We start from the raw sequence: 26175 nt of genomic DNA on the forward strand, positions 1-26175 counted from the left end.
GGAGGGAGCACCCATGACCCCGGCGAGGCCCACCGTCCGACTCCACGGCCACCTCGACCGCCCCGCCGAGCTGACGGTGGCGGAGCTGCGCGCCCTCCCCGCCCGCCGGGTCGAGGTCAGCTTCGACTGCCGGACCGCGGGCGAGCAGCGCCACGGCTACGAGGGCCCGGCGCTGCTGGACGTGCTGCGCGCCGCCCGGCCCCGGATCGACTTCTCCGGCCGCAAGCAGCGGCTGCGCTTCCTGCTCTCGGTGGTCGGCGCCGACGGCCACCGGGCGGTGGTCTCCTGGGCCGAGATCGACCCGGACTTCGGCGGCCAGGAGATCCTGCTCGCCACCAGCATGGACGGGGCCCCGCTGGACGCCACCGGCCCGCAGCTCGTCGTCCCCGACGACCACTGCGGCGCCCGCTACGTCAGCGCCGTCACCGCCGTCTGGCTCGGCCCCCTCGGCGACCCGGCGCGCCCCGCCACCTGACGCCCGGCCGCCTCGTCGGGCCGCCGCCCGGCCCCTGCCGTCCCGCCCCGCGGCCGCTCGCCGGAAGGGGGCGGACGGTGCCCGAAAACACTCGCCGGAGCGGGGTTTCCGTGCCAACATGCCCCATATGGGGACGATTCTGCACGGCACCTTGGTCACGCTCCGCCCAGCCACCGGCGAGGACATCCCGGCGCTGGCGGCCATCCGTGGCACGCCCGAGGTGTTCGCCCGCTGGCGGGGCGGCGACGACCTGGCCGACGAGGTCGCCAACGACCTGGAATCGCCCGGAACCGAGACCTTCGCGATCGAACTCGGCGGCAAGGTGGTCGGCGCCATCCAGTGGTACGCCAACAACGACGACGAGTACCGGCACGCCGGGATGGACCTCTACCTCGACCCGACGGTGCACGGCCTGGGCCTGGGCACCGACGCCGTGCGCACGATGGCCCGGCACCTGGTGCACGACCACCACTACCACCGGCTGGTGATCGACCCGGCCGCGGACAACCTCGCCGCGATCCGCTGCTACGCCAAGGTCGGCTTCCGCACCGTCGGCACCATGCGCCAGTACGAGCGCGGCCCGGACGGCACCTGGCACGACAACCTGCTGATGGACCTGCTCGCGGACGAGCTGCTCGAAGAGTGAGAAGACCGAGGGGTCCGCGCAGGCGCCGGCGTCCGTCCCCGGCCCGACGTCAGTCCCGGGCCTCGGCCGGCGGGCAGCCGCAGGAGCGCCGGACCACCAGCCGGGCCGGGAAGGTACGGGTGCCCTGGGCGCGGTGCTCCGGCCCGCCGAGGACGAGATCCAGCGCGGCGCGGGCCATCTCGTCCTGTGCCGCGGTGACGGTGGTCAGCGCCGGTCCGGCGATCACCGCCTCGGCGATGTCGTCGAAGCCGGCCACCGCGAGGTCCTCCGGCACCCGGATGCCGAGGTCGTCGGCGGCCCGCAGCAGGCCGATCGCCTGGTCGTCCGTCGCGCAGAACACGGCGGAGGGCCGGTCGGGCCGGGCGAGCAGGGTGAGGGCCTCGGCGTGCGCCCGGATCCGGTCGAACGGCGCCGGGGTGAGCCGCCCCTCGGTGGGCAGCCCGGCCTCCTCCAGCGCGGCGGCCCAGCCGGCCGTCCGCCCGGTGACCGGGTCGTGTGGGCTGAGCGCGAGGGTGCCGCCGAAGCAGTGCACCTCGGCATGACCGTGCCCGAGCAGGTGGCGGACCACCTCGCGGGCGCCGCCCTCGTCGTCCGCGACCACGGCGACGCCGTCGGCGCTCTCCGCCCGGTGGTGCAGCAGCACCACCGGGGTGCCGTCGGCCACGTCGAAGCCGGTCAGTCCGGGGGTGGCCGGGTCCTGGGTGACCAGGATCAGACCGTCCACCTGCATCCCGAGGAAGGCGCGGATGTAGTGCGCCTCGCGCTCGTCGGCGTAGTCGGAGTTGCCGATCAGCAGCAGTCGGCCGTGTTCGGTGGCGGCCTGCTCGACGGCGTGCGCGAGCCCGGCGAAGAAGGGCTGGCGGGCGTCCGGCACGACCATCCCGAGCAGGTTGGTCCGCCGCCGGGCCATCGCCTGGGCGACCCGGTTCGGCCGGTAGCCGAGTTCCTCGACCGCCGCGAGCACCCGCGCCCTGGTCGCCGGCGCCACCGGCCGCGGTCCGTCGTTGATCACGTAGCTCACGACCGCCGTGGACGTCCCCGCCACCCGCGCCACATCGTCCCGCGTCACCCTCGCCATGACCGTTGAGCCTACACAGCCCCTCCGACCAGCCTGTTTGCCGAGCCTCCGGCCGCCCGATCGGCCTACTGCGGTTGCGTCCCGGCCGCGGCCGCCCGGAGGGTGGCGGGACGGGCGGCATCCGGAGCCGCCCGCCGACCGTGGGAGTAGGCCGATGAGCGCGCCGCCGCACCGGCGGGCCGTCCGGAGCACGCGCCCGGCGGCCCGGCCGCGGGTCCGCATCCACGCCCGGGTGCGGGCCGACCCGTTCTTCGCCTTCCGGCAGGCCGAGAAGCAGAGCGAGGGCTTCGGCATCGCGGTGACCGAGCGGATCAGCCGCTCGCGCAGCACCTTCATCCTGGCCTGGTTCATGATGGCCGCGATGTGGGCGCTGGCGCTGTCCGCGCTGGTGGCGGCCTGGCTGATCGTCCGCCGGCGGCGCGGCATCGTCCGGCCGGCCCTCGGCTGGATGGCGGCCACGCTGTTCGCCCTGGTCGGCATGCGCAACGCCGCGCCCGGCAACCCGCCGATCGGCTCGCTGCTGGACCACGCGGCGTTCTTCTGGGCGGAACTGCTGGTCGCGGTCGGCCTGACCATGGTCGTGGTGCGCGGCGCCCGGATCGAGGGCGGGCACAAGGACTGACGGGCGCCGGCCGCGACCATGGCCGCAGCCAGTACGCGCAGTCCTAGTACGCGTAGTCCGCGGTGACGTCCGCCGACAGGCCGAGGGCGCGTTCGGCGCGGGGGCCGCGCAGGGCCAGCAGCGTCTGGGCGAGCGCGTCCACGGCGGCCAGGTGGGCGAGCCGGCTGGCGGTGGTCTCCAGGCCGAAGACCAGGTCCTGGCCGCCCGCGACCAGGGCCAGGGTGGCCGTTTCGGTCAGCGGGGAGCGGGCGTAGCTGGTGAGCGCCAGCACCTCGGCCCCGGCCTCGCGGGCCAGACGGGCGGCGTCCACCACGCTGCGGGTGGCGCCGGTGTGGCTGACGGCCAGGCAGGCCGTGCCGGGCCCGAGCCCGGCGGCGGCCAGCTGGGCGGTGATCGGGTCGGCCGGGGCGTCCACCAGCAGGCCGAGCGCGCGCAGCCGGTACCCGAGGTCGAGCACCACCGCGCCGGACAGTCCGGCGCCGATCAGCACCACCCGGCTCGCGCCGTCCAGCAGTCCGGCGGCCGCCCGCAGGTCGGCCGCGGAGAGGGTGGCGGTGAGGGGACGGTCGGCGGCTACGTGGCCTGGCTCTTCCTGCTCCAGGGGCCACTGCTGGCGCTGATCGTCCGGGTCCGGCGCGGTCCCGGGCTGCTCGCCGGGGCGGGCCGGGCGGTGCCGCTGGGCATCGCCGGCGGGGTGCTCTCGCTGACGGCGTACGGGCTGGTGGTGTGGGCGCAGGCCCGGGGCAACCTGGCGACGATCGCGGCGCTGCGCGAGACCAGCATCGTCATCGCCGCGCTGATCGCCACCGTGGTGTTCCGCGAGCGCCTCGGCCGGCTGCGGCTGACCGCCGCGCTCACCGTGCTGGGCGGGATCGCCGTCCTGGAACTCGCCCGGCCCTGAACCGCCGGGGCACGGGCGAGGTCCGGCGTCCGTTCCTAGCCGGCGTCGGGTACGACGACCGTCAGCGAGGTCTCCTGGAGCACGAAGCCCAGCGACTCGTAGACCCGGCGGGCCGGGTTGCCCTCGGACACCACCAGGGTCACGTCGGCGAGCCCCCGCGCGCCGGCGTCCCCGATCGCCCTGCGCAGCAGGTCCGCGCCGAGGCCGCGGTAGCCGAGCTCCGGGTGGCGGAAGACGTCGGCGACCCAGGGCCGGCCGTCGCGGTCGGTGAGGATCAGCCCGGCGACCACGCGGTCCTCCGCGTCCACCGCGAGCAGGCTGGACGGCAGCACCGGGCCGATGCTCTTCCCTTCGAGCAGCAGTCCGAGACGTTCGGCCAGCACCTGGGCCTTCTCGCCCGGGTAGTGGTCGATGTGGCCGGGAGGGAAGGCGGCCCGCCAGGCCTCGTACAGCTCCTCGGGCGCGCGGTCGCAGGGCACCGCCCGCAGGCCCTCGCGCAGCGGCGTCCCGGCCCAGTCGGCGGGCGGGGGATCGGCACGCAGGTCGCGGCGGAAGGTGTGGGCGTGCCGCAGCACCCGCGCGCCGCGCGCCACCAGCTCCCGCCCGAGCCCGGGAGAACTGGAGACCACCCAGCCGGGCAGCTCGGCCCGGATGAACCCGGCGGCGTCCACCGACTCGTCCAGGACCTCCAGCAGGTCGGCCCACGGCCGCCCCTCCCGCTCGTCCAGCAGGTAGCGCAGCACCGGCTCGCCGTCGGTACCCCGCCTGACCACCCAGTCCTCGGCCATGGCCCACCCCACAATCGTGTGATCGTTCGTCGGCGGCCCATGCTCACCGAGGCCCTGCCGGCCGGCAACCGGTTATTTCAGGCCACCACAGGCTCAGCCCACCACCGCCGCCCGGACGCAGAGCACGTCCGGCAGGTGGGAGAGCAGCAGTGACCAGCTCTCGCCCTCGTCCCGGCTGCCGTACACGTCGCCGGTCCGGTTGCCGAAGTAGATCCCGGCCGGGGCGGCGTCGTCGGTGCGCAGGGCATCGCGCAGCACGATGCCGTAGTGGTCCTCGCCGGGCAGGCCCTCGGCGAGCTGCTGCCAGCTGGTGCCGCCGTCGGTGGTGCGGAAGACCCGGCAGCGGCGGCCGGGCGGGATGCGGTCGTCGGAGCCGCCGAGCGGGAAGAGGTAGGCGGTGTCGGCCCGGCGCGGGTGGGCGGCCACGGCGAAGCCGAACTCGGCGGGCAGCCCGTCCACGATCGAGCGCCAGCTGCCGCCCCAGTCGTCGCTGCGGTAGACGCCGCCGTGGTTCTGGAGGTAGAGCCGGTCCGGGTGCACCGGGTCCGGGGCGATCTTGTGCACGCACTGGCCGAACTCGGGGTACTGGCTCTCCTGCGGGAAGAACTCGGCGCGCAGGCCGGTGTTGGAGGGCTCCCAGCTGTCGCCGCCGTCCTTGCTGCGGTAGACGCCGCCGCTGGAGACGGCGACCAGCAGCCGCTGCGGGTCGCGCGGGTGGGTCAGGATGGTGTGCAGGCCCTGGCCGCCGTAGCCGGCGCCCCACTGCGGCCGCTGCGGGTGGTTCCAGAGCGGCTCGACCAGGGCGAAGGTCTCGCCGCCGTCGGTGGAGCGGAACAGCGCGGCCGGCTCGGTGCCCGCGTAGACGACGCCGGGGGCCTCCGCTCCGGCGGGCTGGAGCTGCCAGACCCGGGTGAGCGAGGCGCCGGTGGACTCGGGGAAGCGGACGGCCGGCTGCGGCGGCTCGAACCAGCTGGCGCCGAGGTCGTCGGAGCGCCAGACCGAGGGCCCCCAGTGGCTGCTGTCGGCCCCGGCCAGCACTCTGGTCCGGTCGTCACGGCGGTCGATGGAGACGGAGTAGATCGCGTTCATCGGGAAGTGCGGCCCGCTGAACTTCCACGTCAGCCGGTCGCGGCTGCGGCCGAGAAAGAGGCCCTTCTCGGTTCCGACGGCCAACAGCACCTCGGTCATGCCTCACACCACCTGGTCACGAGCTCGGCCCCCCCGGACGGCCCCCGACTGCCAGTGTCCCGCCGTCCACCGGCGGTCACACCTCGCCGCGCCGGTCACCCGGGAGGCCGACGGGTGCGCCGGTCACCCAGGAGGCCGGCGTCCGTTCGGACGGGCACTCGAACGGACGGACGTTCGAGTGCCCGTCCGGTCGGAGGGCCGCCCGTTCGGGGGCGCTACCCCCGGCAGTCCTCCAGCAGTCGCAGCCAGACCTCGCTGATCGTCGGGTACGCGGGCACCGCGTGCCAGAGCCGGTCGATCGGCACCTCGCCGACCACCGCGACGGTGGCCGAGTGCAGCAGCTCGGCCACCCCGGGCCCGACCAGGCAGGCGCCGACGATCACCTCCCGGTCCAGGTCGAAGACCACCCGGGCCCGGCCGCGGTAGTCGTCGCCGTAGAGCGAGGCCCCGGCGACGGAGCCGATCTCGTGGTCGACGGCCTTCACCCGCAGCCCGGCCGCCTCGGCGGCGGCCCGGGTCAGACCGACGGCGGCGACCTCGGGCTGGGTGAAGACCACCTGGGGCGCGCCCGCGAGGTCGGCGGACGCGGCGTGCGTGCCCCAGCGCGAGGTGTCCAGCGGGCGCCCCTGGGCGCGGGCGGCGATCGCCGCGCCGGCGATCCGGGCCTGGTACTTGCCCTGATGGGTGAGCAGCGCCCGGTGGTTGACGTCCCCGGCGGCGTAGAGCCACTCGTCGTCCACGCCGAGCACCGTGCAGCTGTCGTCCACCTCCAGCCAGCCGCCCGGCTTCAGGCCGACCTGCTCCAGCCCGATGTCGGCGGTGCGCGGGGCCCGGCCGGTCGCGTACAGCACCTCGTCGGCGGTCAGCGTCCCGCCGCCACCCTGGCCGTCCCGGGCGGCGAGCGTCAGGGTCACCGGTCCGGAGCCGTCCGCCCGCTCCAGCGCGGTGACCTCGGTGCCGAAGCGGAGGTCCACCCCGGCCGCCCGCAGGCCGTCCGCCACCAGCTCGCCCGCGAACGGCTCCATCCGTGGCAGCAGCCCGTCACCGCGCACCAGCAGCACCACCTCGGAGCCGAGCGCCCGCCAGGCGGCGGCCATCTCCACCCCGACCACCCCGCCGCCGACCACCGCCAGCCGCCCGGGGACGGTCTGCGAGCCGGTCGCCTCCCGGTTGGTCCACGGGTGGGCCTCGGCGAGCCCCGGCACGTGCGCGGGCAGCAACGGGCGGCTGCCGGTGCAGACCGCGACGGCGTGCCGGGCGGTGAGCACCCGCTCGCTGCCGTCCTCGGCCTCCACCGTCACCGTTCGCTCCCCGGCCAGCCGGCCGTGGCCGCGGACCAGCTCGATGCCGGTGTCCCGCAGCCACCGGACCTGGCCGTCGTCCTGCCAGTCGGAGGTGAAGGAGTTCCGCCGGGCCAGCACCGCGGCCGGGTCCAGCCGCCGGTCGCCGACCGCCTCGCGGGAGCCGGCCACCGCGCGGGCGTCGTCCAGCGCGGCCATCGGGCGCAGCAGCGCCTTGCTGGGCATGCAGGCCCAGTAGGAGCACTCGCCGCCGACCAGCTCGGCCTCCACGATCACGGTGCGCAGCCCGGCGGCAACCGTCCGGTCGGCAACGTTCTCGCCGGTCGGGCCGGCCCCCAGGACGATGACGTCGTACTCCTCGGCGGTGCTGGTCATGCCCGGTCCTCCGTCGTCTCGATGGCCACCCCGGCCCGCTGGGCGAGGGTGGCGGGTGTGCGCTCGCGGATGTCGAGCGGCCGGGCGCGCCGGTTCCCGTCCGGGCCGCCGGTGCGGGCGACCCTCCGGGAGTGCGGGCCGCGGCTGCCTTCGCTTCCGTACCCGAGCCTGACCCGGTCCGCCGCCGGCGGCCACTTCTCGCGCCCGTCACGCGTCCGCAGGGTGACCAGGGCGCAGGTGCCGGGTGCGGCGCGCAGTGGGGCGGACGGCCTCGGACCGCGGTCCGGCCGGAACTCCGGCACGGCGTCCGGCGGTTCGGTACGGCTGGGCTGATCGCGCACGGATGCTCGCTGTTCGCTCGGGTACGGCGTGGGCCCCATCCTGCCGGTCCGGGCGCGGTTGCGCGACGGACGGACACGCGGAGGGCGCCGTCGGACGAACCGAGGGCACGGACAGGACAGGGCGGGGCCCGGCGGCGGACGGACCGACGGGCTCAGAGCGCGGCGAGCTCCGCCAGCACCGCCGCCGTGTCGGCCGGGCGGGAGAACATCGGCCAGTGCCCGGTGGGCAGTTCACGCAGCTCCCAGTTCGGCCCGGACAACCCGGCGAAGTACGGGTCCCCGGAGGCGATCAGCTCGCGCATCCGGGAGAGCGGGAAGGAACAGGAGACCAGCGCCTGCGGCAGTGCGGCCCCGGCGCCGGTCAGCCGCAGCCGGTCCCGGAACGCCCCCGCCGGGTGCGGGGTGGCGCGGGAGCGGATGCGGGCGAGGGCGGCCTCGTCCAGCCCCGCCGTGCTCACGCCGTGCTCGGACTGGAACTCCCAGGACGGCATCGGGAGGCGGCCGTCGACCACCGAGGTGTCGGCCATCCGCCGGAAGTCGGGCTGCCACAGGTCGTACACCGACGCGCCGTCGACCAGCGGGCGGCTGTCCAGGTAGACCACCCGGCGGATCCGCTCCGGAAGCCGGTCCGCGAGCCCGCCCACCGGGGCGCAGGCGCCGCTGTGGGCGACCAGGACGACGTCCGACAGGTCCTCCCGGACCAGCAGTGCGGCCAGGTCGGCGATCTGCTCCTCCAGCCCGAACTCGCCCGTCTCGGAGGCGCGTTCGGCCATCCCGGGCAGGCTGACGGCGTACACCCGGTGCCCGGCCGCGCGCAGCGGCGCGGCCACCTCGTCCCAGGCCCAGGCGCCGAGCCAGAACCCGGGTACCAGTACGAACGTGCTCATGGTGGTCTCTCCTTCGTCGACGGGGATGTCCGGAGGAGGCCTCGACGGGCCCGCGGGAGGGCTTCGCCGCGATGGGGCCTTCTCCGCCGTCGACCCTAGGATCGGATCCGGGCGGACGTCGCCCGATTTTCTCCGCCTTGCTGCCTCGCCGCCGGGCATGCGTGAAGAGCGGCGCGGAGACGGGAAGGAGCACCCGGTCGGCCGCGTCCTCGCCCTGCTGGAACTGCTCCGGGACCGCCCCGGTCTGACCGGTGCCGAACCGGCCGCCCGACTCGACGTGGACGAGCGTACCGTCCGCCGCTTCGAGCCGCCCGAGGGCTTCGACCCGGTCCAGCGGGTGGTGGAGTCGCCGGCCGGGGCGCCCTGGCGGCACCGGGGGCCCGGTACGGCGAAGGGCCGGGGAGACGAGGCTCCCCGGCCCTCGGGCGTCCGGATCAGGCCTGGCCGCCGGCCGCCTGGTCCTCGGCGACCTTGCGCTTCACCTCGGCCATGTCCAGGTTGCGGGCCTGGCCGATCAGGTCCTCGAACACCGCCTCCGGCAGCGCTCCGGGCTGCGAGAAGACGAGTACGCCCTCACGGATGATCGCCAGCGTCGGGATCGACTGGATGTCGAACGCGGAGGCCAGCTCCTGCTGCGCCTCGGTGTCCACCTTGGCGAAGACCAGGTCAGAGTGGCGCTCGGCGGCCTTCTCGTACACCGGGGCGAACTGGCGGCACGGCCCGCACCACCCGGCCCAGAAGTCGATGAAGACGAAGTCCTTGCCCTCCGGGCCCGGGACGATGTCGTCGAAGTTCTCCTTGGTCAGCTCGACCGTGCTGCTCATCTCGCGGTTCCTTCCCTTCCGGCGGTGGTGCTTGCGACCATGTGCCCGCCACAACGGTCCTGGTCGACGGGGTATTCCGGCGGTCCCGGGCGCCGGGGTCGAGCCGTCGGCGGCCACCGCCCGTACGGAATGCTGTCCGGTCCGTCCCGATTCTTCCCCCTTCGCGGGAGGCACCCCATGCGCAACACACTCCGCAACCGGCTACGGCAGCCGGGACGCAACGGTGCGCACCACCGGCGGCGCGGCCTTCCAGCCGGGGGACATCGACCACTTCGAGGTCCGGGTGCAGGCCGGCTGGGCGCTACTGGTCACGGTCCCAGTGCATCACGCCTGACTTCCAGCGGACCGTGTACGACTCCAGCCGCTCGATCCGGGCCGCGCCCCGGACACCCGGCCAGTGCGGGCTGGGCCCGCCGGCATTTGTCATGTGCTCGCGCCGCCAGATCCGGCTCCAACTGACCCGCAGCCCCGGCTCGAAGCGGTGCCACTGCCCGCAGCCGCAGGGCGTCAGCACCCGCGCGCAGCAGCGGCACAGTCCGGCGTGGCCGTGGGCGGTCGCGACCGTCACCGTCGGGCCCTGCTCCCCGCAGGCCGGACAGCCGGGCAGCTCGGCGCCATCCATCAGCGCGTTCTGCCGCCGGACGTAGTCGGGCAGGCGCAACGGCGGGTGCAGGAACGGGTCGTAGCGCCAGGCCAGGTCGAACGAGCCCCAGGACCAGCGCCACCAGGCCGGCTCCGGCGGTTGCCGGCGCCGGGCCTGCTTCTGCGCCCGCCGCTGCGCCGCGTACTCCTCGGCCCGGGCCCGCCACAGCTCGCGCGCCTCGTGCAGCTCGTCCACCGCACGGACCAGCGCGTCCGGGTCGGCTGGCAGGTGGCGCGGCATCCGGGCGCTGAGGGTCAGGTGGTGGTAGGTGGCCTGGAAGCCGTAGGGGGAGAAGCGGTTCAGGCAGGTGAGCAGCGCGCGGTGTCGGCGGTACGGCGGGAGCGAGGAGTCGTGCACCAGGGCCCGGTGGGTGTGGAAGCTGGTCATGCCGGCGGCTCCAGGTCCAGTGCCCGGGCGAGCGCGACGGTGACGGTCTCGGCGTGTTCGGGAATCTGCTGCCCGGCCCAACTCGCCACCAGGGCAAGGAAGTCGAGCAGGTCCCGCTCGACCCCGGTGAGCAGCCGGCGCAGTTCGTCCACCGGCAGCTCGATCACCGTGTCGTCGTGGTCCTCGCCGTCCTCGCGGTCCCCGGCGTCCTGGGTCAGCCGGACGACCCGGCCGACGCGTTCGGCCCGGGCATCGGGGTCGTGGCCGAACCAGGCGGTGCCGGAGCCGTCCGTGACGTCCCGCCATTCGCGCCAGTCCTCCAGGCCGTTGCAGCAGCCCGGTTCGAAGACGGCGCCGGTGGCCGAGTCGCTCAGCACCAGCCCGCCGGGAGCGTACGGGTGCGGCTCGGTGAGCAGCCCGTGCAGGAAGGCACCCAGCGGGTCCGCCGGCCGGGGGCCGCGTTCCTCGGCCTGCTCGTGGTCGGGCTCGACGTCGTTGCAGGCGGCCAACCGCCACACCGCCGTCCCCACCTCGGCCGGCGTCAACCGCCCGCTCAGCGTGAGGTCCAGGTGCGGCGCGTGGCTGCTCGTCGGCCAGAGCGCGAAGCCGTCGGGGGCGAAGATCTCCAGGACCGGGCGCATCGACATCATCCGCCGATCATCCAGGACAGCCCACCGTCCCGACCAGCGGTTTGACCCCCGCCGCCAGGCGCCGCCGCGACCCGGCCCGACCGTTCGCCGCCCGACCGGTCCTGCCGCCGTTCAGTCGGCCGGCCCTGCCGCGATCCGGGCCAGTACGCGTCCGCAGTGCGGGGCGAAGGCGCGCTGGGCGAGCGGGAGCAGCGGGCCGGCCAGTCGGGCGTACCAGGCGACCGGGCGGCTGAAGGCGGTGACGGAGAACCGGACCGCGCCGTCCGCGGCCAGTTCGACCAGGAAGGTCTCCTCGCCTCGGGCCAGGTGCCCGGCCCTGGTGCCGTAGGTGAAGCCGTACCGGTCCGGGCCGTCGACCGCGGCCAGCACCCGGTTGGGGGCGCCGGCCCGCAGCGGGCCGAGGCCGATGGCGCAGCGTACGGCGACGCCCGGGGCGGCCCGGTCGGCCGTCGAGTCGATCCGGACGCCCGCGAGCCGGTGCATCCGCCAGTCGAGCAGGGCGGCGCCGGCGGCCTCCAGCGCGGGGGGGGGGGCGTGGCCGATGAGGGTGCTGTGCCGCAGGTGGTTGTAGCCGGCGGGCAGTTCGCCGGTGCGGCTGGCGCCCTGCTCGGGGTAGTCGTAGTCGTTCATCGGACGGTCTCCGGCGTCTTGGCCGGGGTGGTGCTGCGGGGGTGGTCGGCGGCGAGCCGGCGCCAGGCGAGCAGGGCGCAGAGCGCGAAGCCGAGCGCGTTGCCGACGCCGTGGGTGGCGGCCATCCAGGCCAGGGTGGGGTGGGGGAGTCCGGCGGCCCGGCCGAGCGCCCACCACAGGGCGAGCAGCATGGTGAGCGCGAGGACGACCGAGGAGGCGGCGAGCAGCCGGGCGGTGACCGGATCGCCGCCGCGGGGGCGCAGTTCGCGCCAGGTGACCAGGCCGACCAGCCACATCCCGGTGGTCAGCACGGCGGCCCCGGCGAACTGCCACCAGTCGCCGAGGAAGTACCCGGCCAGCACCAGCAGGGTGCCGGCCGGGATGCTGAGCGCCGCGCAGCGGGCCGCGACCGAGCCCGGGCGGGCGGCGCGGCAGACCAGTCCGGCGACGAGGGCGGCGGTGAACCCGGCGTAGTGGAAGTGCGGGACGGTGAGCGCCAGGACGTGCGGTTCGAAGCCGAACAAGGGGTACCCGGAGCGTTCGGCGACCAGGGCGACCCCGGCCACCGAGGGCGCGGCGAGCGCGGTGAGCACCGCGACCTCGGCGGGGGCGAGCGAGCGGGTGCGGGCCAGCCGCAGCGGCGCGTGCAGGGCGACGGCCACGGTGCCGAGCGCGTAGAGCACCGCGCAGCCGGCGGCCGGGCCGCCGCGGGGCAGCCAGAGCGAGAGCGCGCCGGGTACTGCGGCGAGCGGCCAGAGCCGGCGGACCCGGGCGAGGCCGGGCTCGCCGACCAGGGCGAGGCCGAGCGGGACGACGGCGCCCATGCCGAGCAGGATCAGCAGGTCGACCAGTTCCGTGGTGCCCTTCCCCATGGCGGACACGCCCCCTTGAACGCGTTCAAATAGCTTTCGCCGCCGACTCTACGCGGCCGACTTGAACGCGTTCAACTCGCCCTCCCGATGCTGCCCGCCCCGGCTGGCCTGGTGTTCACGGTGGGTGCGGCGCACTCTGGAGGAGTAACCGATGGAGGTGATCCGCCATGAAGACTCTGGTCGGTTGGCACATCGAGATGGAGTTCCGCGAGGAGGGGCCGCGGACCAGCGCCGCCGCGCTGCTGCGCCTCGGCGATGGGAGCGAGCTGCGCGCCCACGGCTACAGCAGCCGTCACCCCGCCGACCCGGAACAGCTGCGGGTCGGCGAGGAGATCGCGGGGGCCCGCGCGCTCAACGAGCTCGCCTCGCAGCTGCTCACCAAGGCCCACGGCGAGATCCAGGAGGTCAGTCCGGTCCCGACCCACCCGCTGTCGTGACCTCCTGGCGACCGGGCGACGGTCCGGGAGCGGCTCCGGAGTCGGCCCCGGGCGCAAGCTCCGGAGCCGCCCCGGAGGTGGCTCCGGAAACGCCGAGTGCCGGAGCCGCCCGTTCCGGGGCCCCGGCACTCGACAGGGATTGACGGTCCGTCAGTTGGCGCAGTAGGTGGCCGGCGGCTGCCACTCCGGGCCGACCAGTCGCTGTTCCAGCTCGTCCGGTGTGATCCGGATGCCGACCGTCCCGGCGAGCCCCACCCGGAACCGGCTGCGGGCCAGCGCGATCAGCGCCGTCAGTCCGTACTTGTTGATCAGCGAGGTGCGGTAGCGCGCGGTGTCGTCGGCGTCGCAGAGCCGCGCCCGCGCCGGGACCTGCCGGCCGGTGGGGCGTCCGTGGGCGTCGCAGGGGCCGATCAGTACCCGGGGATGGCGGCGGATCCGTTCGGCCTCGCCGGAGTGGGCCGGGGTCCAGACCCCGAGGGCCGTGCCGTCCGGCACCACCCAGAGCTGCGACTCCATCCGGCTGCCGTCCTCGCCGAAGGTGGTGAGCAGGAGGTACCTGCTGTCGGCGAGCCGGTCGGTTCGGTGGTGCACCTGTCCTCCCTGTGCCATCGGGGGGTGCGGGTCAGTGCCCGTGGCCCTCGGTGATCTCGCGGAACTCCTCGGCGGTGGGCTTGGGGATCCGGCCGTTCTCGCCGTGGAACCCGCGGGAGAGCCGGGTCCGGGTGCGGGTGAGCGCCCCCGCCGGGCGGGCCACTCCATTCTCGTCCACCGGGGCGGGCAGTTCGAGGGGGCAGGGCTGTTCGTGCGCCGTGAGCCGGTGCAGTTCCTGTGGCGAGAGCCGGGCGTGCACCTCGGCGAACTCGCCGTGCGGCAGGCGCTTGATGACGCCGGTCTCGCGCCCGTGCAGCACCTTGTCGCGGTCCCGGCGCTGGAGGCCGAGGCACCAGCGCTTGGTGATGACGAAGACGACCACCGGGACGACGAAGAAGCCGACCCGGGCGGCGTACGTGATGGCGTTGAGCGACAGGTGCAGGTGGGTGGCGATGAGGTCGTTGCCGCCGGCCACCAGTGCCACCAGGTACAGGCTGATCCAGGCGGCGCCGAGTGCGGTGCGGACGGGCGCGTTGCGCGGCCGGTCGAGCAGGTGGTGCTCCCGCTTGTCGTCGGTCACCCAGCCCTCCACGAACGGGTGGACGGCGATGGCGCCCAGGATCAGCGGGAACAGCGTGAACGGGATGAGCACCCCGAGGTTGAGGGTGTGCCCCCACAGTCCGACCTCCCAGCCGGGCATGATCCGGATCAGGCCCTCGGCGAACCCCATGTACCAGTCCGGTTGGGCGTCGGTGGACACCTGGTCCGGGCGGTACGGGCCGTACGCCCAGATCGGATTGACGGTCGCGACCGCCGCCACCAGCGCGATGATGCCGAAGACCAGGAAGAAGAACCCGCCGGCCTTGGCCGTGTAGACCGGCATCAGCGGTGTGCCGACGACGTTCTTCTCGGTCCTGCCCGGGCCCGCCCACTGGGTGTGCTTGTGGTAGAAGACCAGGATCAGGTGCGCCACCAGCAGGCCGAGCATGATGCCCGGGATCAGCAGCACGTGGATGGTGAAGAACCGCGGCACGATGTCGTGGCCGGGGAACTCCCCGCCGAACAGGAACATCTGGATGTACGTGCCGACCAGTGGCACGGCGAGGATCGCGCCCTCGATGAACCGGATGCCGGTGCCCGACAGCAGGTCGTCCGGCAGGGAGTAGCCGAAGAAGCCGTCCAGCATGCCGAGGAAGAGCAGCAGGAAGCCGAAGACCCAGTTGATCTCGCGCGGCCTGCGGAACGCGCCGGTGAAGAACACCCGCATCATGTGGACGAACATGGCCGCGACGAAGAGGATCGCCGCCCAGTGGTGGATCTGCCGGATCAGCAGGCCGCCGCGGACCTCGAAGCTGATGTCCACGGTGGAGGCGTAGGCCTCCGACATCGGAACGCCCCTGAGCGGCACGTACGAGCCGGCGTAGACCACCTCGCCCATGCCGGGCTTGAAGAACAGCGTCAGCCAGACACCGGTCAGGATGATGATCAGGAAGGTGTAGAGGCAGATCTCGCCCAGCATGAAGGACCAGTGGTCCGGGAAGATCTTCCGCAGGTTCGCCCTGGCCAGGGAGTAGATCCCCAGCCGGCCGTCCGCCCAGTCGGCGGCCCGCTGCCCCCGCCCAGGGCTCTGATTCCGGGTCATGTGCACCCACCTCGGTCCGAAGGAAACGGGGAGGAGTCCCCGATTCGCACTGGGGCCCACCATAATCGGGGAGCGATCCCCGCTTCTACCCCGGGGGGTCCCTTCCGCGCGGCCCCTTCGGGCCGGAAACGGCGAGCGGCCCGCCCGGTGCCGTGAAGGACACCGGACGGGCCGCGTACGCACCCGAGCAACCCCAAGGGCGTCAGTGCACCAGCACCGGCACCTCGTTCTCCTCCGCCGCGCCCGTGTCCGAGCCCGCCGCGGCACCCGGCCGGCCGGCGTTGACGAAGGTGAAGGCGACCGCGGCCGCCGCCACCAGGATCCCGAAGGACACCCAGATCGCGGTGGTGAAGCCGTGCACCATGCCCTGGAACTGCACGGCCTTGGCGGCCGCCGGAGAGGTGGCGGCGGCGCCGGCGTGCGAGGTCAGCCAGCTGGTGGTCGCGCTCGCCGCGATGGTGTTCAGCAGCGCGGTGCCGATGGCGCCGCCGACCTGCTGCGAGGTGTTGACCATCGCCGAGGCCACACCCGCGTCGCGCGGCTGGACGCCGTGCGTGGCGAGGCTCATGGCCGGCATGAACGCGGTACCCATGCCGAGGCCCATCAGGACCAGGCCGGGCAGGATCAGCGCCGGGTAGGAGGTGTCCAGGCCGATGTGGGACAGCAGGAACATGCCGGTCGAGGCGACCAGGAAGCCCGGCGCCATCAGGTAGCGGGCCGGGACCCGGGTCATCAGCCGGGCGCCGATCTGGGTCGAGCCGGTGATCATGCCCGCCACCATCGGCAGGAAGGCCACACCGGTCAGCACTGGGCTGTAACCGAGCACGATCTGGAGGTAGTAGGTCAGGAAGAGGAACAGACCGAACATGCCGACCACGGCCATGCCCAGCGACAGGTACACCCCGCCGCGGTTGCGGTCGAGCACCACGCGCAGCGGCAGCAGCGGGGCCTTGACCCGGCGCTCCACCACGACGAAGGCGGACAGCAGCACGGCGGCCGCGACGAACAGCCCCACGGTGCTGCCGGACGACCAGCCGTCGGACTCGGCGCGGGTGAAGCCGTAGACCAGCGAGACCAGGCCGGCGGTCACCAGCAGCACGCCGGGGACGTCCAGCCGGTTGCGGTTGCGGCCCTCGGCGGGCTCGCGGATCACCAGCACGGCGCCCGCGGCAGCCACGATGGCGAACGGGATGTTGACGAAGAAGGTCCAGCGCCAGTTCATGTACTCGGTGAGCAGGCCGCCGAGGATCAGACCGATGGCGCCACCGCCACCGGCGATCGCACCGTAGATGCCGAAGGCCTTGGCGCGCTCCCTGGCCTCGGTGAAGGTCACCGCGAGCAGCGACAGCGCGGCCGGCGCGAGCAGCGCGCCGAACACGCCCTGGAGGGCGCGGGCACCGAGCAGCATCGCGGTGTTGGCCGCGGCGCCACCGAGCGCGGAGGCGAGGGCGAAGCCGGTCAGGCCGACGATGAAGGTCCGCTTGCGGCCCCAGAGGTCCGCGATCCGGCCGCCGAACAGCAGCAGGCCGCCGAAGGCCAGCGCGTAGGCGGTGATCACCCACTGGCGGTTGCCGTCGGAGATGCCCAGGTCGCGCTGTGCGGACGGCAGGGCGATGTTCACGATGGTCGCGTCGAGGACGACCATCAGCTGGGCGAGGCCGATGAATATCAGCGCCTTCCAGCGCCGGGGATCGGGCAGCGTCGCCGGTCGGGCGTCGGTTTGAGGCATGGGGGTACTCACTTCACGGTGCGTGTGGTGTGCGTGAACGGTCGAGTGCCGTACGGGAACGGTGGGTTGCCGTACGGAGAGCGTGCGGTCGGAGGGCGTGCCGCGGCGCGGCAGCGCGTCGCCGGACGGTCGGTAGTGGTGGTCGGTCAGTTCCGGGGCTGGAAGTCCTCGAAGGTCGCGGCCCGGCCGGGCAGGGCCGAACGGGCCGGCGCGCGCAGGCCGTCCAGGAAGATCTGCAGGTGCCGGTGGACGAACTCGTCGAGCAGTCGGCAGGAGGTGTTCGGCAGTGGCCGGGTCAGCTGGCTCATCGCGATGAACAGGTCACCGTGGTCGACGTCCGACCGCAGCTCGCCCGCGGCCCGGGCGCGCTCCATCAGCCCGCCCACGGCGGCCTGCAGGCGTTCCCGGATCTCGGTCAACTCCGGGTCGTACGGGTCGACATGGTTGCTGAACAAGGTGCAGAGGCCGCCGACCTTTTCCCCGACGGACGCGTGCGCGAACCGCTGGAGGGCGTCGAACGGGCCGCCGCCGTCAGGAGCGTCCGCCTCCGCCGTCGCCGTCTCGGCGAGCGCCAGGACGCGGTTCTTGACGAGCACCGCCACCTCGCGGATCAGCGCCACCCGGTCCGGGAAGTTCCGGTACAGGGTGGCGTTGCCGACCCCCGCCCGCTTCGCGATCTCGTCCAGCGGCGCATCCGCACCGTGCTCGACGAACGCGTCCCGGGCCGCCAGCACGATCCGCTCCCGGTTCCGGCTCGCATCCGCACGCAGCTTCGGCGTGTGCGCGCTCCCCGCGGGACGAACCGGCTCGGCGGTGGTGGTCACGGCGACTGCTCCTCATCAGGATACCGGGGAAATTCTCCCCGGTTCTGCCAACGTACTCGGAAACGGGGAATCCGTCCCCGGAATTTCCTCTCCGGAGGTGACCCGCGTCACGTCGGCCGGTCGGTGGCCGGATTCCACTGTCGCCAGGACCCGGCTCGACGGCGTCCGCCACGAGACCGTCCGGACCCTCCCCTTCGGCAAGGTCGTCCGCCTCCCCGACCCCGTGGGCATCTTGTCGGACACCGATCGGGAACCGGGTGCGCTGATCCCGGGCATGGCTTCCCCGGGCGGTGCGGGTGGCGGCCTAGGCTGTGGGCGTCCCGGGCGGCCGGTGGGCCGTGGGAGTCGGGAGGGGCCCGGCGGCCGGGTGGGCGAGGAGGTTCGCGATGGGCAGCGGTGAGATGGCCGCCAAGGTGCGCTGTGTGGCGGCCGTGCCGTGCTGGGTGAGCCTGATGGCCCGGGACCTGGGGGATGCCGAGGAGTTCTACGGGCCGCTGCTCGGCTGGGAGTTCGAGCCCGGGCCGGACCGCTTCGGGCCGTACGTGCACGCGGTGACCGGCGGGGAGGCGGTGGCCGGGCTGGGCGTCGCCGGCTTCGGGGCGGTCCCGCTCGCGTGGACCAGCTACTTCGGCACGGAGAGCGCCGACGCCGCCGCCGACGCGGTGCGTGAGCGCGGTGCCACCCTGGCGGTCGGCCCGTTGGCCTTCGACGCCGGGCGGGTGGCCTTCGCGGCGGACCCGGTGGGCGCGGTGTTCGGCATCTGGGAGGGCCCGCCGGGCCGGGCCCGGAAGCTGGACCTGCCCGGGGCGCCGGTCTGGATCGAGCTGCGCACCCCGGACCCGTTCGCGGCGGCGCTGTTCTACGGCGAGGTGTTCCGCTGGGACGGCCGGGACCCGGAGCGCTTCGACGTCCGCTGGGAACACGACCGGGTGGTGCTGCGCGCCGAGGGCCACAGCGTCGCGGCGCTGGCCAGGGAGCAGGCGGGCGGCCCGGCCGGGATGCCGCCGCACTGGGAGGTGTCCTTCGCCGTCCCGGACGCCGACCGGGCGCTGGCCCGGGCCGTGGAGCTGGGCGGCGGGGCGATCGGGCCGGCCTTCGACTCCCCGTACGGGCGGGTGGCGCGGCTGCGGGACCGCGAGGGCGCCCGGTTCGCCGTGATCAGCCCGAAGGACTGAGCGGGCCCGCGGCGTTCTAGGGGGCGTCCAGCTCCGCCCGATCCGCCCGCAGCCGGTCGCCCAGTGCGGCGCGGGCAGCGGCGGGCAGGGTCTTGCGGGTGGCCGGGAAGAGCTGCTCCTCCTCGTCGCGCAGGTGCCGCCGCAGGGTTTCGGCGAGGCCGTGCAGCAGGGTGTCGAAGGCCGGGTCGGCCGGTCCGAGCCCCTGGAGGTCGGCCAGGTACTGCCCGATCGCCAGGTGGTCCTGGATGCTGCGGAACACCAGGGCCCCGCCGTCGGGCACGTCGTGCTGCACCGCCGGGAAGAGGTGCTCCTCCTCGGCGGCGCAGTGGGTGAACAGCAGGTCGGTCAGCCGGGAGACCAGCTCGCTGCGCCCGGGGTCGTCGGCCGGTGCGGCCTCGATCCGGTCGAGCAGCTCGATGGCCGCCCGGTGGTCGGCGGTGAACTCGCCGAGGATGTCAGGCCTGCGGCTCATGGCCCGCCCGCCTCTCGCACGGAAGACTTCCCCCGGCTTCCAGTATCCGGCACCGGGAGGCGCGTCCGGTCACCCTCCGTCCCGCCGCCCGGTGAGGGCGAGCAGCCGGGTCTGCGGGGCGGCGTCCTCGGGCACCGGCAGCGGCGGGTCGAAGAGCCCGCTGCCGGAGAGGTCCCCGTACGTGGCGAACTCGCCGAGCGCGAACTCGACGAGCCCGGCCGGAAGCCGGGTGCGCCGTCCGATGCCCTCGGCGAGGTCCCAGGAGTGGATCACCAGGTCGGTGGTGAGCTGGTCCAGGTAGGACTGGCCGGAGACGTCCCCGTAGGAGAGGTGGACGGTCAGCTCGGTGGCGCCCGGGACGGCCCAGGCCTCCCGGGCAGCCCCGGCGGCGTCGGTCCAGGCGGTGGCCGGGTCGTCGCCGAGCACGTCGCCGTCGAAGCGTTCGCCGACCTCGCCGATGGTGGCGCCCATCAGCAGTTCGGGCACCCAGAGCTGCTCGCCGGTGAGGTGGTTGACCAGGTCACGGACGGACCAGTCGCCGCACGGGGTGGGGGAGTCCCACTGGCCGGGGGTGATCAGCCGGACGCGCTCGCCGAAGGCGTCCAGCGCCTCGGGGTACGGGGTGCCGGTCCGCGACTCCCGTCGGTGTTGCCTGCGTTGAGCCATGCCTCCACCCTCCCCGGCCCGGGCGGGGCCCGCGAGTCGCCGACGGTCCGTCAGTTGTTCAAATTCGAACTTCGAGGTACGGTCGGGAGAGCGGCAGGTTCAAATTTGAACAATGGCGCTGGGTGACGACCCGTGCCCGCCGCACCACCACGACCTGTGACCACGTCCGGCCGCGCCGGACGACGACCGAACCCCGATCGATGGAGACGCGCATGCCGAGCAGCAGCCCGAGCACGACCGCCGCCACCAGCACCGTCAGCCCGGCCCAGGGCACCTCCGGGCCCGCGACGACCTCCCCGCACGCCTATGACGCCGGACTCCTGCTCCTGCGCCTGGTCCTCGGCCTGACCATGGCCGCGCACGGCAGCCAGAAGCTGTTCGGCTGGTTCGGCGGCGGCGGGATCGACGGCACCGGTCAGTTCTTCACCATGAGCGGCTACCCGGCCGGCCATGCCATGGCCGTGGTGGCGGGCCTCACCGAGACGCTGGGCGGACTCGCCCTCGCCGTCGGTCTGTTGACCCCGCTCGCGGGCGCCGCGATCGTCGGCACGATGGTCAACGCGATAGCCGTCACCTGGGGCGGCGGCTTCTTCGCCCCGAAGGGCAGCGAGTACGAGCTGCTGCTGACCGCCGGCGCCGCCGCGCTCGCCCTGACCGGCCCCGGCCGCTACGCCGTGGACCGCTTCCTGCCGGTGCTGCGGGCGCACCGCCTGGCGTACGGCGTGGCCGCCGTCATGGTCGGGCTGGTGACGGCGGGCGTGATCCTGCTGCTCCGCAAGTAGCCGCTCGGGGGCAGCCGGAGAACACCCGGAATTCCCCCGTTCCGTCAGTGGAAAGGGCATGGTGACGACCCGTCGCCATGCCCTTCACGCTCTTGCGAATGAGTGGACCTCGGGTAAAGGTCTTCACAATGTTGTGTGATGTGTGCAATGGTACATGTCATATCCCCACTGAATCCACGGCGGACCCGCCCCACGCGGTGCCGCTGCGGACGGTCCTCGCTCCACCGCAGGCCGCGCCCCCGACCGCGGCCGTCGACGGCCCGGAGGCCCCCACGTGAATGGCCGACGCTTACTGCGAGTACCGCAGTTGGCAAGACTGTTGACGCTCGTTCTGACCCTCGTCCTGGCGATCGGCATGTTCGCCCCGCTCGGCCAGGCCGCCCCCGCCGCTCCCACCCCCGGCGGCAGGACCCCCACCGGCACGCCCGCCGGCACGGCGCCCGCCCACCTGGCGCCGCCGCCCGCCATCGGCGTGGACCGCATCGACACGGCCCCGGCGAGGCCGGACGGAAAGAAGCAGATCGGCCCGGAGGACCTGGTGCCCCAGTCGCCGACGGCCCCGTTCACCGGCCTGCCGACGGTCGAGCAGCCGCAGGCCAAGGCCTTCGGCCTGGGTGCGGCGGCCGCCGCGCAGCCCTGCAACGTCGGTGACTTCACCGGCCGGACCGGCAGCGCCCTGGTCCAGCAGATCAAGTCCGTCGACCTCCAGTGCATCAACTCGCTGTTCGTGATCGGCCGCGGCGACGCCGCCAGCGCGTTCCGCGAGTCGCAGATGATCACCGTGGCGTACGCGGTGCGCGACGCCGCGAACGGCTACCAGGGCAACAACAGCGCGTCGATCTCGCAGCTGATGCTGTTCCTCCAGGCCGGCTACTTCGTGCACTACACCTACCCCGACGTGGTGGGTTCCTACGGCGACAGCCTGAAGGCCGCCGGCCGCTCCGCGCTGGACGCGTTCTTCGCCAACCCCCGCTCGCGGGACGTCACGGCGGACAACGCCGGCCCGTTGGCCCGGGCGACCACGCTGATCGACAGCATCAAGGACAGCGGCCGCTACCTGCCGGTCATCAAGCGCCTGCTGGCCGACTACGACAGCACCACCTGGAACCCGACCGGCATGGTGTGGGGCCTGACCCCGGTGCTCACCGCGCTGTTCGCCGGTCACTGGGAGGCCGACTACCTCCCCGCCGTGCTGGCCGACCCGACCGTGCTGGACACCCTGTTCACCTTCATCTCCCGCAACCACGACCTGCTCGGTGGCGACTACGGGCAGATGATCTACGAGTCGGTCAACGAGCTGGGCCGCTTCATGCAGTACCCGGAGCTGCTGTCCAGGCTGCGCCCGTACATCCGGACGCTGGCCGAGCAGTCCGCGCCGAGCGGGCCCACCCTGTACCAGCGTGGCGCCGCGGCGCTCGCGGTGAGGTTCTACGACGCCGCCAACTGCTCGTACTACGGCACCTGTGACGACCCGGCGAAGTTCAAGGCCGCCAACCTGACGGTGAAGTACTCCTGCAGCCCGAGCATCAAGATCATCGCTCAGGCGCTGGACAACGCCCGGCTGGGCACCGCCTGCACCAGCCTGACCGGCCAGGACGCGTTCTTCCACGCGGAGGCCAAGGACGGCGGCCCGGTCAAGGACGACAACAACACGACGATCGAGGTCGTGGTCTTCCACTCCGACCTCGACTACAAGGTGCTCGCGGCGGTCATCTACGGCATCAGGACCGACAACGGCGGCATGTACCTGGAGGGCGACCCGGCGACGGTCGGCAACCAGCCGCGCTTCCTCTGCTACGAGAACAAGCGGGTCCGCCCGTCCTTCGAGATCTGGAACCTCAACCACGAGTACACCCACTACCTCGACGGCCGGTTCGACGTGTACGGCGACTACGATGCCGGCCAGGTCCTCCCGATCGACTGGTGGGTCGAGGGCTTCGCGGAGTTCGTCTCCTACTCGTACCGCAAGGTCGTCAACGACGGTGCCATCGCGGTGGCCTCGCAGCACACCTACAAGCTGAGCGAACTCTTCGACACCGTCTACGCCACCAGCAGCCAGGACCGGGTCTACCGCTGGGGCTACCTGGCCGTGCGCTACATGCTGGAGCAGCACCGCTCCGACACGGACGCGGTCCTCGCCAAGTACCGGGCCGGCGACTGGGCCGGTGCCCGCACCATCCTGAAGACCACCATCGGCACCCGCTACGACGCCGACTTCGACAGCTGGCTGACCAGGTGCGCCGCCGGCGCCTGCGCCGCCGACACCCCGGGCGAGCCGCAGCTGCCGGAGTGCGCGGGCGGTGACATCCGGAAGCTGGACGCCGGCTGCGTGCGCAGCAGCGTCGCGGCGACCACCGGCAACTACGCGCACTTCTACGTCTGGGTGCCGCAGGGCACCAAGCAGCTGAAGGTCTCCAGCAAGGGCGGCACCGGCAACGGTGACCTCTACTACAACCCGGGCAGCTGGGCGTACACCAACTCCTACGTCACGCGCTCGGCCGGTCCGGACAACTCGGAGACGCTGACCGTCAGCAACCCGCCGGCGGGCTACGTCTTCTTCAGCCTCTACGCCCAGCAGGGCTTCAGCGGGGTGAGCGTCACGAGCGAATTCTGAGCCGAATCCGGCAGACCGGACAGGTGACCGCCCCGGGCGGAGCGCTACGGCGCCCCGCCCGGGGCAGGTCTGTCGGCGGACCGTCATCACGGTTCCCGACCTGATTCCCCGCAAACTGCGCACAACGCCCCGGGTTCCCAAGGCCATGTGAGATGTGCCATGGTACATGTCACATCCCCCACCGTGCCCGACGGAACCGCCGCCCCCACGCGGCGCCGTCACCAACGGTCCTCGACACCCCCACCGGCCGCGGCCCCACGTCGCGGTCGACGACGGCCCGGAGGCCCCCACGTGAGTCCTTCACGTCTGCTGCGACTCCCGCAGCTGGCACGCTTGTTGACGCTCGTCCTGTCCCTGTTCCTGGCGGTCGGCCTGTTCGCCCCGCAGTCCCAGGCCGCCCCCGCCACCCCCACCCCGGGCGGCACGCCCGCGCCCGTCCCGACCGGGCCGGCCCCGCAGCCCGCCATCGGCGCCACCGAACGAGCCGACAGCGGGCAGCAGTTGGCCTCGGCGGACCAGCGCGCCCCGCTCCCGGTCGACACCCGGCCGGCCGAGGTCCGGCCGACCGCCAAGGCTTTGAGCCTCGGCGCGGCGGCCGAAAAGCCCTGTACCGTCGGCGACTTCTCCGGCCGGACCGGCAGTGACCTGGTCCAGCACATCAAGGACGCCGACATCCAGTGCATCAACAGCCTGTTCCAGCTCACCGGCGGCGACGCGCGGGGCGCGTTCCGCGAGGAGCAGATGAGCACGGTGGCCTACGCGCTGCGCGACGCGTCGGCCAACTACCCCGGCGACAACTCCACCTCCGTCGAGCAGTTGGTGCTCTACCTGCGCGCCGGCTACTTCGTGCAGTGGTACCACAAGGAGGACGTCGGCGAGTACGGCGCCGGCCTCAAGACCGCGATCCAGTCCGGCCTGGACGCCTTCTTCAACAGCGCGCACTCGCGTGACGTCGCCTCGGGCAACGGGCCCATCCTGGGCGAGGCGGTCACCCTGATCGACAGCGCGCAGGAGAACGTCCGCTACCTGCCGGTGGTCAAGCGGCTGCTGGGCGACTACAAGGCCGACACCTGGAACCCGGCCGGCATGGCCTGGGCGGTCAACCCGGTGTTCACCGTGCTGTTCCGCGGCCACCAGGTGCCCGGCTTCGACGCGGCCGTCGAGGCCGACCCGAGCGTGCTGGACTCGCTGTCCGACTTCGCGGCCCGCAACAACGGCCTGCTCGGCGACACCTACGGCGTGCTGGTCTACAACGCGACCAAGGAGCTGACCCGCTTCCTGAAGGACACGGCCCTCCAGGCCAAGGTCCGTCCGCTCGCCAAGGGGCTGGTCGACAAGTCCGAGCCGAAGGGCCGCACCGTCTACCAGTGGGCCGCGGTCGCCGAGGGCGTCGACTACTACGACGCCGGCAACTGCTCGTACTACGGCACCTGCAACAAGGCCGACCAGCTCAAGGCCGGCGTGCTGACGGTGAACTACACCTGCAGCCCGAGCATCAAGCTGATCGCCCAGGCGCTGGACAACACCCAGCTGGGCACCGCCTGCACCAGCCTGACCGGCCAGGACGCGTTCTTCCACTCGGTGGCCAAGGACAGCGGACCGGTCAAGGACGACAACAACAACACGATCGAGGTCGTGGTCTTCCACTCCTCGCTCGACTACCAGGTGCTGGCCGCCGCGATCTACGGCATCGACACCAACAACGGCGGCATGTACCTGGAGGGCCAGCCGGCCACGGCCGGCAACCAGCCGCGCTTCCTCTGCTACGAGGCCGAGTGGGCCCGTCCGTCCTTCGAGATCTGGAACCTCAACCACGAGTACACCCACTACCTCGACGGCCGGTTCGACATGTACGGCGACTTCAACGCCGGCATGACCACCCCGACCGTCTGGTGGGTCGAGGGCTTCGCGGAGTACGTCTCCTACTCGTACCGCAAGGCCAACAACGACGGTGCCATCGCGGCCGCCGCCCGGCACACCTACAAGCTGAGCGACCTGTTCGACACCGCCTACGGTGACCAGGACCGGGTCTACCGCTGGGGCTACCTGGCCGTGCGCTACATGCTGGAGCAGCACCGCTCCGACACGGACGCGGTCCTCGCCAAGTACCGGGCCGGCGACTGGGCCGGTGCCCGCACCATCCTGAAGACCACCATCGGCACCCGTTACGACGCCGACTTCGACAGCTGGCTGACCAGGTGCGCGGCCGGTGCCTGCGCCACCGACGGCGGCGGCACGCCCACCACGCCGCAGCTGCCGGAGTGCACCGGCACCGACACCCGGCAGCTGGACGCCAACTGCACCCGCAGCAACGTCGCGGCCACCACGGGCAACTACGCGCACTTCTACCTGCTGGTGCCGGCCGGCACCAAGCAGGTGAAGATCACCACCAGCGGCGGCACCGGCAACGGCGACCTCTACTACAACCCGACCGGCTGGGCGTACACCGACAGCACCACCGCGCGGTCGACCAACCCGGACAACTCCGAGACGCTGACCGTGACGAACCCGCCGGCGGGCTACGTCTTCTTCAGCCTCTACGCCCAGCAGGGCTTCAGCGGGGTGAGCGTCACGAGCGAAATCTGAGCCGGGAACGGCCAACGGACAGGTGACCGCCCCGGGCGGAGCGCTACGG

Annotated in this window: 27 protein-coding genes; 9 read left to right on the top strand and 18 right to left on the bottom strand. The window is 73.3% G+C overall.

The genetic code is table 11. The annotated features are described in order from the left end of the window. Together ACFU7Y_RS12465 and ACFU7Y_RS12470 are read left to right on the top strand one after the other, a co-directional pair. Positions 1-475 (top strand): molybdopterin-dependent oxidoreductase (locus ACFU7Y_RS12465; protein WP_380767746.1); only part of this gene is annotated, 475 nt, incomplete at its 5' end. 127 nt (positions 476-602) lie between these two features. Continuing rightward, positions 603-1121, top strand: a complete 519-nt coding sequence (locus ACFU7Y_RS12470; RefSeq protein WP_224282119.1) for a GNAT family N-acetyltransferase — start codon at positions 603-605, stop codon at positions 1119-1121. Between the two features lie 49 nt (positions 1122-1170). Here the strand turns inward: ACFU7Y_RS12470 and ACFU7Y_RS12475 are convergent, their stop codons facing one another. Then, positions 1171-2199, bottom strand: a complete 1029-nt coding sequence (locus ACFU7Y_RS12475; RefSeq protein WP_224282118.1) for a LacI family DNA-binding transcriptional regulator — start codon at positions 2197-2199, stop codon at positions 1171-1173. A gap of 154 nt (positions 2200-2353) precedes the next feature. Between ACFU7Y_RS12475 and ACFU7Y_RS12480 the strand changes: the two genes are divergently transcribed. Continuing rightward, positions 2354-2821: a DUF4436 family protein gene (locus ACFU7Y_RS12480; protein WP_380767748.1), complete on the top strand. Its 468-nt coding sequence runs from the start codon at positions 2354-2356 to the stop codon at positions 2819-2821. Between the two features lie 43 nt (positions 2822-2864). Here ACFU7Y_RS12480 and ACFU7Y_RS12485 read toward each other — a convergent pair whose 3' ends face one another. After that, positions 2865-3314: an SIS domain-containing protein gene (locus ACFU7Y_RS12485; RefSeq protein ID WP_224282540.1), complete on the bottom strand. Its 450-nt coding sequence runs from the start codon at positions 3312-3314 to the stop codon at positions 2865-2867. Between the two features lie 84 nt (positions 3315-3398). Between ACFU7Y_RS12485 and ACFU7Y_RS12490 the strand changes: the two genes are divergently transcribed. Beyond that, entirely contained in the window at positions 3399-3722 is a 324-nt protein-coding gene (locus ACFU7Y_RS12490) for an EamA family transporter (protein WP_224282541.1), read from the top strand. Between the two features lie 35 nt (positions 3723-3757). On the opposite strand, the gene ACFU7Y_RS12495 is transcribed toward ACFU7Y_RS12490, so the two are convergent. From ACFU7Y_RS12495 to ACFU7Y_RS12540, 10 genes are all read right to left on the bottom strand, one after another. Beyond that, positions 3758-4510 (bottom strand): GNAT family N-acetyltransferase, encoded by a 753-nt coding sequence (locus ACFU7Y_RS12495; protein ID WP_224282542.1) that lies wholly within the window; start codon positions 4508-4510, stop codon positions 3758-3760. Between the two features lie 93 nt (positions 4511-4603). After that, a complete protein-coding gene (locus tag ACFU7Y_RS12500; protein WP_380767750.1) occupies positions 4604-5698 on the bottom strand; it encodes a WD40/YVTN/BNR-like repeat-containing protein in 1095 nt (364 codons plus the stop codon). Positions 5699-5913: 215 nt separating this feature from the next. Beyond that, positions 5914-7374 (bottom strand): dihydrolipoyl dehydrogenase family protein, encoded by a 1461-nt coding sequence (locus ACFU7Y_RS12505; RefSeq protein WP_380767752.1) that lies wholly within the window; start codon positions 7372-7374, stop codon positions 5914-5916. After that, a complete protein-coding gene (locus tag ACFU7Y_RS12510; RefSeq protein ID WP_224282545.1) occupies positions 7371-7715 on the bottom strand; it encodes a hypothetical protein in 345 nt (114 codons plus the stop codon). Before ACFU7Y_RS12510 ends, ACFU7Y_RS12505 begins: the two co-directional genes overlap by 4 nt. Before the next feature lie 152 nt (positions 7716-7867). Next, the gene (locus tag ACFU7Y_RS12515) at positions 7868-8602 is read right to left on the bottom strand and encodes an alpha/beta hydrolase (RefSeq protein WP_380767754.1); all 735 of its coding nucleotides are present in this window, start codon (positions 8600-8602) and stop codon (positions 7868-7870) included. 434 nt (positions 8603-9036) lie between these two features. After that, positions 9037-9426, bottom strand: a complete 390-nt coding sequence (locus ACFU7Y_RS12520; RefSeq protein ID WP_224282547.1) for a co-chaperone YbbN — start codon at positions 9424-9426, stop codon at positions 9037-9039. Between the two features lie 301 nt (positions 9427-9727). After that, positions 9728-10456 (bottom strand): hypothetical protein, encoded by a 729-nt coding sequence (locus tag ACFU7Y_RS12525; protein ID WP_380767756.1) that lies wholly within the window; start codon positions 10454-10456, stop codon positions 9728-9730. After that, a complete protein-coding gene (locus ACFU7Y_RS12530; protein ID WP_224282549.1) occupies positions 10453-11106 on the bottom strand; it encodes a hypothetical protein in 654 nt (217 codons plus the stop codon). Before ACFU7Y_RS12530 ends, ACFU7Y_RS12525 begins: the two co-directional genes overlap by 4 nt. Before the next feature lie 111 nt (positions 11107-11217). Then, complete coding sequence (locus tag ACFU7Y_RS12535; RefSeq protein WP_380767758.1) at positions 11218-11736, bottom strand: DUF1990 family protein; 519 nt, start codon at positions 11734-11736, stop codon at positions 11218-11220. Continuing rightward, the gene (locus tag ACFU7Y_RS12540; protein WP_380767767.1) at positions 11733-12608 is read right to left on the bottom strand and encodes a YndJ family protein; all 876 of its coding nucleotides are present in this window, start codon (positions 12606-12608) and stop codon (positions 11733-11735) included. The genes ACFU7Y_RS12535 and ACFU7Y_RS12540 overlap by 4 nt, the downstream gene beginning before the upstream one ends. 167 nt (positions 12609-12775) lie before the next feature. Between ACFU7Y_RS12540 and ACFU7Y_RS12545 the strand changes: the two genes are divergently transcribed. Continuing rightward, positions 12776-13045: a DUF1876 domain-containing protein gene (locus ACFU7Y_RS12545; protein ID WP_224280512.1), complete on the top strand. Its 270-nt coding sequence runs from the start codon at positions 12776-12778 to the stop codon at positions 13043-13045. 150 nt (positions 13046-13195) lie between these two features. On the opposite strand, the gene ACFU7Y_RS12550 is transcribed toward ACFU7Y_RS12545, so the two are convergent. The 4 genes from ACFU7Y_RS12550 to ACFU7Y_RS12565 all read right to left on the bottom strand — a co-directional run bounded on the left by ACFU7Y_RS12550 (position 13196) and on the right by ACFU7Y_RS12565 (position 17831). After that, positions 13196-13636, bottom strand: coding sequence for a PPOX class F420-dependent oxidoreductase (locus tag ACFU7Y_RS12550; protein ID WP_308020209.1), 441 nt, complete (start codon positions 13634-13636; stop codon positions 13196-13198). Between the two features lie 31 nt (positions 13637-13667). After that, positions 13668-15278, bottom strand: a complete 1611-nt coding sequence (locus tag ACFU7Y_RS12555) for a cytochrome bc complex cytochrome b subunit (RefSeq protein WP_224280516.1) — start codon at positions 15276-15278, stop codon at positions 13668-13670. Positions 15279-15480: 202 nt separating this feature from the next. Continuing rightward, positions 15481-17007, bottom strand: a complete 1527-nt coding sequence (locus tag ACFU7Y_RS12560; RefSeq protein WP_224280517.1) for an MFS transporter — start codon at positions 17005-17007, stop codon at positions 15481-15483. Positions 17008-17153: 146 nt separating this feature from the next. After that, positions 17154-17831: a TetR/AcrR family transcriptional regulator gene (locus ACFU7Y_RS12565; protein ID WP_224280519.1), complete on the bottom strand. Its 678-nt coding sequence runs from the start codon at positions 17829-17831 to the stop codon at positions 17154-17156. A gap of 386 nt (positions 17832-18217) precedes the next feature. Here ACFU7Y_RS12565 and ACFU7Y_RS12570 point away from each other — a divergent pair, with 386 nt between their 5' ends. Continuing rightward, positions 18218-19006 (top strand): VOC family protein, encoded by a 789-nt coding sequence (locus ACFU7Y_RS12570; protein WP_224280521.1) that lies wholly within the window; start codon positions 18218-18220, stop codon positions 19004-19006. Positions 19007-19022: 16 nt separating this feature from the next. Here the strand turns inward: ACFU7Y_RS12570 and ACFU7Y_RS12575 are convergent, their stop codons facing one another. After that, positions 19023-19478, bottom strand: coding sequence for a hemerythrin domain-containing protein (locus ACFU7Y_RS12575; protein WP_380767761.1), 456 nt, complete (start codon positions 19476-19478; stop codon positions 19023-19025). Between the two features lie 69 nt (positions 19479-19547). Further along, a complete protein-coding gene (locus tag ACFU7Y_RS12580) occupies positions 19548-20144 on the bottom strand; it encodes a TIGR03086 family metal-binding protein (RefSeq protein WP_224280525.1) in 597 nt (198 codons plus the stop codon). 212 nt (positions 20145-20356) lie between these two features. Between ACFU7Y_RS12580 and ACFU7Y_RS12585 the strand changes: the two genes are divergently transcribed. The 3 genes from ACFU7Y_RS12585 to ACFU7Y_RS12595 all read left to right on the top strand — a co-directional run bounded on the left by ACFU7Y_RS12585 (position 20357) and on the right by ACFU7Y_RS12595 (position 26126). Beyond that, positions 20357-20926: a DoxX family protein gene (locus tag ACFU7Y_RS12585; protein WP_380767763.1), complete on the top strand. Its 570-nt coding sequence runs from the start codon at positions 20357-20359 to the stop codon at positions 20924-20926. Between the two features lie 319 nt (positions 20927-21245). Beyond that, positions 21246-23540 carry a M9 family metallopeptidase gene (locus ACFU7Y_RS12590; RefSeq protein ID WP_380767765.1) on the top strand — a complete coding sequence of 765 codons (2295 nt, stop codon included), beginning with the start codon at positions 21246-21248 and terminating at the stop codon, positions 23538-23540. Between the two features lie 291 nt (positions 23541-23831). Further along, a complete protein-coding gene (locus tag ACFU7Y_RS12595; RefSeq protein ID WP_224280531.1) occupies positions 23832-26126 on the top strand; it encodes a collagenase in 2295 nt (764 codons plus the stop codon). Positions 26127-26175: the final 49 nt, after the last annotated feature.

The sequence above is a fragment of the Kitasatospora sp. NPDC057542 genome (genome assembly GCF_042801945.1).
GTDB lineage: Bacteria > Actinomycetota > Actinomycetes > Streptomycetales > Streptomycetaceae > Kitasatospora.

Excerpts from the sequence above, each read along its gene's own strand:
- ACFU7Y_RS12530 (WP_224282549.1), bottom strand. The coding sequence starts at position 11,106 with ATGATGTCGATGCGCCCGGTCCTGGAGATCTTCGCCCCCGACGGCTTC.
- ACFU7Y_RS12475 (WP_224282118.1), bottom strand. The coding sequence starts at position 2,199 with ATGGCGAGGGTGACGCGGGACGATGTGGCGCGGGTGGCGGGGACGTCC.
- ACFU7Y_RS12570 (WP_224280521.1), top strand. The coding sequence starts at position 18,218 with ATGGGCAGCGGTGAGATGGCCGCCAAGGTGCGCTGTGTGGCGGCCGTG.
- ACFU7Y_RS12515 (WP_380767754.1), bottom strand. The coding sequence starts at position 8,602 with ATGAGCACGTTCGTACTGGTACCCGGGTTCTGGCTCGGCGCCTGGGCC.
- ACFU7Y_RS12480 (WP_380767748.1), top strand. The coding sequence starts at position 2,354 with ATGAGCGCGCCGCCGCACCGGCGGGCCGTCCGGAGCACGCGCCCGGCG.
- ACFU7Y_RS12525 (WP_380767756.1), bottom strand. The coding sequence starts at position 10,456 with ATGACCAGCTTCCACACCCACCGGGCCCTGGTGCACGACTCCTCGCTC.
- ACFU7Y_RS12500 (WP_380767750.1), bottom strand. The coding sequence starts at position 5,698 with ATGACCGAGGTGCTGTTGGCCGTCGGAACCGAGAAGGGCCTCTTTCTC.
- ACFU7Y_RS12470 (WP_224282119.1), top strand. The coding sequence starts at position 603 with ATGGGGACGATTCTGCACGGCACCTTGGTCACGCTCCGCCCAGCCACC.
- ACFU7Y_RS12495 (WP_224282542.1), bottom strand. The coding sequence starts at position 4,510 with ATGGCCGAGGACTGGGTGGTCAGGCGGGGTACCGACGGCGAGCCGGTG.
- ACFU7Y_RS12575 (WP_380767761.1), bottom strand. The coding sequence starts at position 19,478 with ATGAGCCGCAGGCCTGACATCCTCGGCGAGTTCACCGCCGACCACCGG.
- ACFU7Y_RS12520 (WP_224282547.1), bottom strand. The coding sequence starts at position 9,426 with ATGAGCAGCACGGTCGAGCTGACCAAGGAGAACTTCGACGACATCGTC.
- ACFU7Y_RS12560 (WP_224280517.1), bottom strand. The coding sequence starts at position 17,007 with ATGCCTCAAACCGACGCCCGACCGGCGACGCTGCCCGATCCCCGGCGC.
- ACFU7Y_RS12535 (WP_380767758.1), bottom strand. The coding sequence starts at position 11,736 with ATGAACGACTACGACTACCCCGAGCAGGGCGCCAGCCGCACCGGCGAA.
- ACFU7Y_RS12540 (WP_380767767.1), bottom strand. The coding sequence starts at position 12,608 with ATGGGGAAGGGCACCACGGAACTGGTCGACCTGCTGATCCTGCTCGGC.
- ACFU7Y_RS12505 (WP_380767752.1), bottom strand. The coding sequence starts at position 7,374 with ATGACCAGCACCGCCGAGGAGTACGACGTCATCGTCCTGGGGGCCGGC.
- ACFU7Y_RS12545 (WP_224280512.1), top strand. The coding sequence starts at position 12,776 with ATGAAGACTCTGGTCGGTTGGCACATCGAGATGGAGTTCCGCGAGGAG.
- ACFU7Y_RS12555 (WP_224280516.1), bottom strand. The coding sequence starts at position 15,278 with ATGACCCGGAATCAGAGCCCTGGGCGGGGGCAGCGGGCCGCCGACTGG.
- ACFU7Y_RS12580 (WP_224280525.1), bottom strand. The coding sequence starts at position 20,144 with ATGGCTCAACGCAGGCAACACCGACGGGAGTCGCGGACCGGCACCCCG.
- ACFU7Y_RS12585 (WP_380767763.1), top strand. The coding sequence starts at position 20,357 with ATGCCGAGCAGCAGCCCGAGCACGACCGCCGCCACCAGCACCGTCAGC.